This is a genomic window from Kistimonas scapharcae (assembly GCF_039540975.1).
Taxonomy (GTDB): Bacteria; Pseudomonadota; Gammaproteobacteria; order Pseudomonadales; family Endozoicomonadaceae; genus Kistimonas; species Kistimonas scapharcae.
In genome coordinates, this window is sequence record NZ_BAABFL010000349.1 from 1 (window position 1) to 7,770 (window position 7,770).

The window sequence follows — 7,770 nt, forward strand, 5'->3', positions numbered from 1 at the left end:
AGGCGGTAATGGGAACATGGGGATGAGCTTAGGCGGCAGAACGTGAAATCGCCTTATGTACCGGTTTTTGAGTACTTACGTATTGAGCCATATGGCGATAGAATCTAGCATTTTGAGTATGTAGGCAACCATTAAACTAACAAACGCATCAAATCTGACTCCGCAGTTTAAGCGAGCGTTAGGCGTCCAAGCATAATTATGGAGAATATTTAGAGTATGAGTGAAGGAAAAAGAGAGCTGGTTACAGTCGGCTCCACTGAACTAAGTCAGCCGATCGACGATTTGCATCAGCAGCTTGAAGGTTACCTTACGCATGTGGGTCTTCCGATTGATAATGTCGTAGTACCAATTTCTGAGAGGAAAAAAGTTATTGCCTCTTTGGAGGAGTCGTTATCGATTATCCCAGTTGATGACCGGATTAAATCACACTACTTATCAAAATATACTGTTGCTATCTCGGTTGGCTTATTTGATGGCGCGCTAAATTATTTGTGGGATGAAACAGTAAGAGCTTTCCGTCGATTAATTATTGCCTTCGACTTACAGTATTTTTATTCAATTGCTGAAAAAATTAGCTCTAGATACAAAAGCCTTTCAAAAGAAGAGGATATTGATCAAGTAAGTGAGCACGATTTACTTGAAGCTTGTAGACGAATAGGCTTGCTTTCAGATGTTAACTACCAACGATTAGAGCATGTTAACTACATGCGAAATCACGCAAGTGCGGCACACCCAAATGACAATGACATTGATGGGCATGAGATGCTTGGGTGGCTTAGCGTTTGTCTCAGGCATGCAATTACAGCTAAACCAGATCACTCGCTAATCGCAGTAAAGCAACTATTAACCAATATACGGACTACAGTAATACCAGCAGACGACTATTCGGTCATCGGTGCGGACTTCATTAAACAACCGATTGAAAGGATTGATGACTTCCTGTGGACGGTATTCGGCTTATATACGACTAATAAAACCACAAGCGATACCAAACAAAATATTGCTGGTATAGCTCCATTTATATGGAATGCTGCTACCGAAGATCGTAAGTACGAAATCGGTGCAAAGTTTGGTGCTTTTAGAAAAAATGCTGAAGTTCAAAGGAAAGACGCTTGTCAAGAGTTTTTACAGCATGTAGATGGCCTTAACTATAAAGATGAAGATAGTTTAGCTGGTGAAATTATTGAAAAGCTAGAGAATCTAAATCGTGCGCATTTTGGATCAAATAATTTTTATAATGAGTACCCCCACGCAAAGGCGTTAGATGACTCTCTTCCTCCTAATGGCGCTCTCCCGAGGGCATCTCGGTCTATGTGGGTAAAAGTAATTTCTGTATGCTTTATTGGTAACGGACATGGATACCGTGAAGGCGTAGATGAGTCGGCTCTACCTTACTATGAAAAGCATATAAATAACTTTACGGAGGCTGAAATAGTAGAATTTATTCGGCTCTTTGGTGATCCTGAATTTACATCGCCTTTAGCGCGTACAAAGCCGAGTTCGCGTGTTCGCCAACAAGCCAATATTCTAAAGGCCAAAACAAGCAATGCTCACATAATAAATTCTTTAGATTTAATTATTAATGCGCCAGGACTGAGTGTTCATAAAGTTCACGGAACTTCTGCTTTTAAAAATAGTTTGGAGTATCTCCCAGCCAACTAGAACCTCCTAGACATAATGACTCCCGCTGACCGGTAAGAGCTGGCCTCCGAAGAATACGCGGGCTAGCTTTTACCAGAGCCGCATCAGGCAAGCCTGAGAAAATGATCGGAGGCCAGCGATGAGTAAAGATAGCACCTTGTTTGTCGGACTGGATACGCACAAAACATCCATTATCGTCGCCTTCATAAGCAAGAAGTGTTTTTTCAAGAATAATTACAATACAAAGGGAAGTATCAATGGATATCATCAGTGCCTCGTTGGCGACAGTTATCAGCACGATGTCGGGTAGCATTATCGACACATACGCCGATAATGCCAATACCAGATTGACTCGCCAGGTCATTACGCACCAGAAACAGGAAATTCATTTCGAACATTTGGTGTGGCGTATTCGAGACAACAGTGTATGTAATAATAAGCGTGATCGGATTTCAGAATATTCCCGATGCACACTGGCAGCCAAGTGAACCGCCCCGGGTTTCTCAGAGGCTAACTTTCTTGAGAGAATTAGATGATGAGCAAACGACCTGGATACTCCCCCGAAGTTCGTGAACGCGCCGTTCGCATGGTGTTGACTGGTGAGCATGAACATCAATCACGCTGGGCGGCTATTACATCTATCGCCTCCAAAATCGGCTGTACGCCTGAGACTCTTCGAGCATGGGTTAACAAAATGGAAGTCGACAATGGTATAAAGCCCGGCACTACCAGTAGTGACGTAGCCCGTCTTAAAGAGTTGGAGCGCGAAGTCCGTGAGTTGAAGCGGGCTAACGAAATATTGCGCAAGGCTGCTGCTTTTTTCGCCCAAGCGGAGCTCGACCGCAAACAGAAGTAATGGTGTCATTCATTGACCAGGAGCGTGGGGCGTACGGTGTCGAGTCAATCTGTGAAGTCATGCCTATTGCACCGTCGACCTACTACCGCTGCAAGTATCTGGATGTCTATCCAGTGAAGCGCTGCCAGCGCACTCAACGTGACGATGAGCTGAAGCCTGAAATCCAGAGAGTCTACGAAGAAAACCACCGTGCCTACGGTGCTCGCAAGGTCTGGAGGCAGCTTAACCGTGAGGGCATCAAGGTCGCTCGCTGTACAGTTGAAAGATTGATGCGAGCCCTGCATCTGGAAGGCGTTAGAAGAGGCAAGCGCTGCGTAACGACTATCCCGGATGAACTGGCCGACAAACCGCTTGATCTTGTGAACCGCAAGTTTACGGCGGAGCGTCCCAACCAGCTTTGGGTGGCTGACATTACATATGTCGCCACCTGGTCTGGCTTCGTGTATGTTGCATTCGTTGTTGACGTATACTCTCGCTATATTGTCGGCTGGCGCGTGCTAAAGAGCCTTCAAACCGACATCGTTCTTGATGCTTTGGAGCAGCCACTTTGGTCGCGAGGCAAGCCCCGTGGTGTTATCCATCATAGTGATCGTGGTAGTCAATACCTGTCTATTAGGTACACAGGGCGGCTTAATGAAGCGGGCTTTCAGGCATCAGTCGGCAGTGTAGGTGACTCTTACGACAATGCACTGGCAGAAACCATCAACGGCTTATTCAAGGCTGAGGTAATCCACAGAGGCGATCCATGGAAAGGGTTGGATGACGTTGAACGCGCAACCTTAACTTGGGTTGACTGGTTTAATAATCGCAGGATTCTCGAACCAATTGGTGATATGCCTCCAGCGGAATACGAAAACCTGTATTATCAACAAGCCGAGTCTGCACAAGTGGCATGACTCAAATAAAACTGCCTCCGAGAAACCCGGGGCGGTTCAAAGGCAGCTTTCAATGAAGTCTGTCAAACACACCAGAATAAGAACTATACCGCTCCCAAAGCCAAAAATATGGTCAGTATGTACTGTCTGGCTTCACGTACCTTTAAGCCAACTATCGCTTCAATCCAGCCTGCATTCATAACGAGTGATAATACAAAACCTCGGAGCCCAGAACTGGTCATGGCAAACCAGAAATGTGCAGCGCTGATTCTGGAAAGTCAGACATCAAAAGACCCCTTCATTCAGTCCAAGAAAAAGAAGGCCTGTCAGCGGTATAAGGAATTATCCGGGCAGTAATGCTCCACTTGCAGGTTGCGTGCAACCCTGGAAAGAATGACGAGTCCATGCCTCCAAATAGAAGAATCACAACAGGAGCCATTCTGTGGATATAACCCCCATGATTACTAGCATAGTGACAGTGCTCGGTTACTTTTTGCCGTTAATCTTACTGATCACAGTCGCAAAATCTGCTTGGTTCAAAGGTTGGCTGGGTGAACGGCTGATCAGTTTCACACTTCAGTTGCTGTTAGATCGCAAGCAATATCACCTTATCAATAACGTTACATTACCCACAGACGACGGCAGTACGCAGATCGACCATATACTGGTATCCCGTTTTGGTATTTTTGTCATTGAGACCAAGAATATGAAGGGGTGGATATTCGGGTCCGCCAACCAGAAACAGTGGACACAGAAAATATTCCGTCATACTTCACGCTTTCAGAATCCTCTGCACCAGAACTACAAACATACCCGAACCTTGGCCAACTGCCTGGGGCTTGCTGATGACAACCTATTTTCTGTCGTCGTCTTCGTTGGTGAAGCCACATTCAAAACCTCCATGCCAGACAATGTCACCTATGGCCGTGGGCTGGTTCGCTACATCCGTTCAAAAACTGATGCGCTGCTATCCGATCAGGAAGTGGCGGTCGCTGTTGCAAACATTCAGGCTGGCCGCCTAAAACCCTCCCTGCATACGAACAGGGAGCATGTTCGCCATGTAGAGGCCATCAAGCGGCAAAAGTCAGACGCCAAGCACTGCCCTGCCTGTGGGAACGATATGGTTCTTCGTACCGCTAAGAAAGGCGCACATGCGGGAACAGCTTTCTGGGGATGCTCAACTTTTCCCAAGTGCCGAAAACGGATAAAACAGGCCGCTTGACAAGCATCCTGGGCTTCGGGTCTTTGGTCGTCTGTCGTGGTAAAATAAAATAGAGAGTTTTGTAGGTTGCAGGGAGGTGACCATGGCGCTCAACGCAAGGCAGGAGGCCTTTATCAACGAATACATAAACCATCCGGATTCCCTGGCCAAGGCGGTTCAGGCTGCCGGTTATCGCAACAAGAACCCTCACGCCACGGCAGCGACACTGCTCAAGCATCCGGCGATCCAGGAAGGGATTCGACGACAGCGGGAACGGTTACGTGACACCCATCAGGTGACCCGTGACCAGCTCGCCATCATGCTGCTGGAAACCTACCATACTGCAGAACGAGTGTCTGACCGGCTCGAAGCCATACGACAGCTGGCAGTACTGTATGGCTTCTGGCCAGACGCCCGTCTAAGGTAGTTCAGGCTCAACAACCTTCGTCTCTGGTCTGGCAACCGTTGTCTCATTACCCTCCACCAGTGCCAGCGCCAGACGCAATCCCTCCTCAATACCATTCAGGTACTCCTCCCTCTGTGCTGAGGTGAACAGCCTTGAGTCACCGGTCGCTTGCCGGTGTTTTAGTGTCTCATTGAGTTCACGGTAGTACTGCAGCCGTTTCCTTAAACGCCGAGCAATACGCGCTTTGTTCATCACCATCCCTGCCTGTTCTGTCCGCAACCCACCAGCTCAACCTGTCCCCACTCACTGCATTCAACCTATATGCACTGTCATAAGACCAAAAACAGGGGCGGGGGTCCCTGAGGAAAAAACGGGATTCCCTTGCTCCGATCCAATCGGGGAAGGGGGGCGTCTTTTCTGGACGGGTCCCAAACCCTGTGGCTCACATGAAAATGTCTTTTTCCGTTTTTCGAAAATCGGGATTCCAAAAAAATTTTCCGGGTAATTTTGGTCTCATGGCGCGTTAGCTATCAAGCGCCACACAACGGGTTTTGTTGGGTAATAACCACGGAGGAAGGGGTAATGACCGGCCTATGCTGCTTTCCAGTACCTTGCGGGCATTCGCATTAGCAGCCCTGAAACGGGCTTGCTGTTCTGTGTCTGCACTGATGATTAATGGCTCTTTGCTGTACTCTGCCCACACATCATCATTATTGTTAATTGGTTCCAGACGGTATCTGGCCATGGCTGAACTCCTTTTCCTGCGATGATCCTGATTAATCATTTTAGGAAGGAATCTTGTCGCGTGCCGAGGAGGGAAAAAGGTGTCCGTGCTGTCCGGGTCAGAGAAAAGAAGGGTGGGCACCGGAAGGCCGCATGGTTACTGGGCGCGTCCGGGTGTCCAAGCTTTTTTTAATTTTTTAAATTAAAAAAATATATATACAGCCCCCCCTGTTCTCTCTGCGGCACGATGGGAGATGAAAAAAAGAGCCGCCAGCCCGGACACCCGGACGGACGGCTCTGTTTCAAGGGTTTGAGCCGGTTTAACTACTTACCGGCATCCCAGATAACCTGGACAGCAGGTATTACACTCCATCCTCCCAATCAATGGGTTGTCCCAGATAGTCCTCAAAAGCTGCACGGCATTGATCAAGTGATGGTAAATCAAACACACGTTGGCGTGTGCCATTAGCCATCGTTCTGCGAACATCCCCAATAGCGGGTATGACCTTCTTTAACTTCATGCAAAAACTATTTTTAGCAATGTGCTTGACCGTACCAACAGCTTGTGATTTAAAACAACGGTACAGCTGATCTTTGGAGATTTCATCCGGCCAGCCAAGATCCTTAACAAAGCCATGCTCTTCATAGCTAAGCGAACCCTCCTGCAAAATATCCAGTAACCAGTTTTCGATAGGGTCAAGCGTACGCATTTTCTGCTCAAGTAAAGCATCGGTTTTTGGGACTTTCCGGATATCAACATTCGAAATATCCCTTTCCAACAAAAAATGTAGAAGCGCCTGAACTCCTCCATTTTCCATTTGCTCATGCAATTGTCCGAAATATGCCGTGTCCTGCATATGGGCATCCGAAACATCCAGCACACAAAAACGTCTGCTGTCTTTCCCTGCAGGTACTGACCAGTCATTATTCGTAGCAATAATCACATGACAAAAACTATCGAAAGGTATGATGTCTTTATTTTTTAGCTCGATCATAACAGTCGGCTCCGTTATAAGCCCTTTAAGAATACCCTGGCATTTTTTATCACCACCCCATAACGCCTCATCCAAGAAGAGAAGCAGGCAATCCATGAGCAAATTATTAAATCTGCCAAGCACCTGATCAATATTAAAGACATGTTTGAAATGGCGTCCAAATATTGCACCGACATAGCGAACAAACGTTCCCTTACCCGTACCCTCTTTACCCCTGAACACAAGAGCCACTCCGGGTTTCTCATATGGCTTCTGAACTAAAAAGGCCAACCAATCGAGAATATACTCATACAACACCTTATTGTTTGAGCAAATAATCTTGCGAATAAAATCCAGAAACAAACTGCAGTTACCACTTGCAGGCTCAATGGCCAGACCACCATACATATTATATTCACCATCCCTGACTTGATTACAAGGGCGAAATACTGGTGCGCTATACTGTTGCCGTTGTGGATGTTTCTCCCAACTTATAGCTATAGGTTTTCCATCACTTCCAAACCTGTTCGAATACAACTTTTTAAAATCATCAAACGAGATAAAAGGATTTATATGGTCATGCTTGTCCAAAATACAGGTTTTTGCTCCTGTTTTTATCACGGCATACCTGGAATTAAGATAATGAAAATCTTTATTTTCCTCCAATCTTTTTTCGTCACGTGATCTGATACTCTCGAGCGTTTTAACAATTTTATCGTCTGGCAAAGGGTCTATATTGCGTTTATTCCATGTCCGACACATTTCCAAAATAAAATCATTATTCGCTCCGTGGTAAATCAACTTTCCAATCATTTTAACCAAGGCATCGGTGCGTTCACCATCCTGTAACGGGCGGTTCACATCAACCTGCTCCTTTCTTTCCATTACAGGATCATTGATTGGCTCATCTTTGGGGAGTTTGCTATCAATTTCCTCATAGGAATACCGAGGATGGTCGCTCAGCTCAAGTATCGATACGAGGAATGGGTCGTTTTTCAAGTTTTTTGAGCCCGCCTTAAATCCCGCTTAACCTTGGGAATGTGAGCAAGCTGGCCGTACTTTTGGCAACAGAGTACAGTTTTTGCACAAAACGC

Annotated in this window: 8 protein-coding genes and 1 other annotated feature; of the genes, 5 read left to right on the top strand and 3 right to left on the bottom strand. The window is 46.4% G+C overall.

What is annotated here, in order from left to right; genetic code table 11:
- The first annotated feature begins 216 nt into the window (after nt 1-216).
- The 5 genes from ABD892_RS12515 to ABD892_RS12535 all read left to right on the top strand — a co-directional run bounded on the left by ABD892_RS12515 (nt 217) and on the right by ABD892_RS12535 (nt 5,000).
- Nucleotides 217-1,662 (top strand): hypothetical protein, encoded by a 1,446-nt coding sequence (locus tag ABD892_RS12515; protein ID WP_345196070.1) that lies wholly within the window; start codon nt 217-219, stop codon nt 1,660-1,662.
- 236 nt (nt 1,663-1,898) lie between these two features.
- Nucleotides 1,899-2,129 (top strand): hypothetical protein, encoded by a 231-nt coding sequence (locus tag ABD892_RS12520; RefSeq protein ID WP_345196071.1) that lies wholly within the window; start codon nt 1,899-1,901, stop codon nt 2,127-2,129.
- Nucleotides 2,130-2,176: 47 nt separating this feature from the next.
- Nucleotides 2,177-3,393, top strand: a protein-coding gene (locus ABD892_RS12525; RefSeq protein WP_345196072.1) for an IS3 family transposase whose coding sequence is annotated in 2 segments (ribosomal slippage) — nt 2,177-2,465 and nt 2,465-3,393 — 1,218 coding nt in all. Because the reading frame shifts where the segments join, the coding sequence is not laid out codon by codon here.
- Nucleotides 2,455-2,571, top strand: a sequence feature (AL1L pseudoknot). (Overlaps the previous gene by 117 nt.)
- A 436-nt stretch (nt 3,394-3,829) precedes the next feature.
- Nucleotides 3,830-4,594, top strand: coding sequence for a nuclease-related domain-containing protein (locus tag ABD892_RS12530; protein ID WP_345196075.1), 765 nt, complete (start codon nt 3,830-3,832; stop codon nt 4,592-4,594).
- Nucleotides 4,595-4,676: 82 nt separating this feature from the next.
- Nucleotides 4,677-5,000, top strand: coding sequence for a terminase small subunit (locus tag ABD892_RS12535; protein ID WP_345196076.1), 324 nt, complete (start codon nt 4,677-4,679; stop codon nt 4,998-5,000).
- On the opposite strand, the gene ABD892_RS12540 is transcribed toward ABD892_RS12535, so the two are convergent.
- The 3 genes from ABD892_RS12540 to ABD892_RS12550 all read right to left on the bottom strand — a co-directional run bounded on the left by ABD892_RS12540 (nt 4,992) and on the right by ABD892_RS12550 (nt 7,675).
- Entirely contained in the window at nt 4,992-5,231 is a 240-nt protein-coding gene (locus ABD892_RS12540) for a hypothetical protein (RefSeq protein WP_345196077.1), read from the bottom strand. The two genes, ABD892_RS12535 and ABD892_RS12540, sit on opposite strands and share 9 nt — an antisense overlap.
- Before the next feature lie 271 nt (nt 5,232-5,502).
- Nucleotides 5,503-5,724, bottom strand: a complete 222-nt coding sequence (locus ABD892_RS12545) for a hypothetical protein (RefSeq protein WP_345196078.1) — start codon at nt 5,722-5,724, stop codon at nt 5,503-5,505.
- Nucleotides 5,725-6,064: 340 nt separating this feature from the next.
- On the bottom strand, nt 6,065-7,675 hold the full coding sequence (locus ABD892_RS12550) for a DUF5906 domain-containing protein (protein ID WP_345196080.1): 1,611 nt from the start codon (nt 7,673-7,675) through the stop codon (nt 6,065-6,067).
- Nucleotides 7,676-7,770 lie beyond the last annotated feature (95 nt).

Bases quoted from the DNA above. Each gene is read 5' to 3' on its own strand.
- ABD892_RS12515 (WP_345196070.1), top strand. From the start codon at position 217: ATGAGTGAAGGAAAAAGAGAGCTGGTTACAGTCGGCTCCACTGAACTA.
- ABD892_RS12520 (WP_345196071.1), top strand. From the start codon at position 1,899: ATGGATATCATCAGTGCCTCGTTGGCGACAGTTATCAGCACGATGTCG.
- ABD892_RS12530 (WP_345196075.1), top strand. From the start codon at position 3,830: ATGATTACTAGCATAGTGACAGTGCTCGGTTACTTTTTGCCGTTAATC.
- ABD892_RS12535 (WP_345196076.1), top strand. From the start codon at position 4,677: ATGGCGCTCAACGCAAGGCAGGAGGCCTTTATCAACGAATACATAAAC.
- ABD892_RS12540 (WP_345196077.1), bottom strand. From the start codon at position 5,231: ATGAACAAAGCGCGTATTGCTCGGCGTTTAAGGAAACGGCTGCAGTAC.
- ABD892_RS12545 (WP_345196078.1), bottom strand. From the start codon at position 5,724: ATGGCCAGATACCGTCTGGAACCAATTAACAATAATGATGATGTGTGG.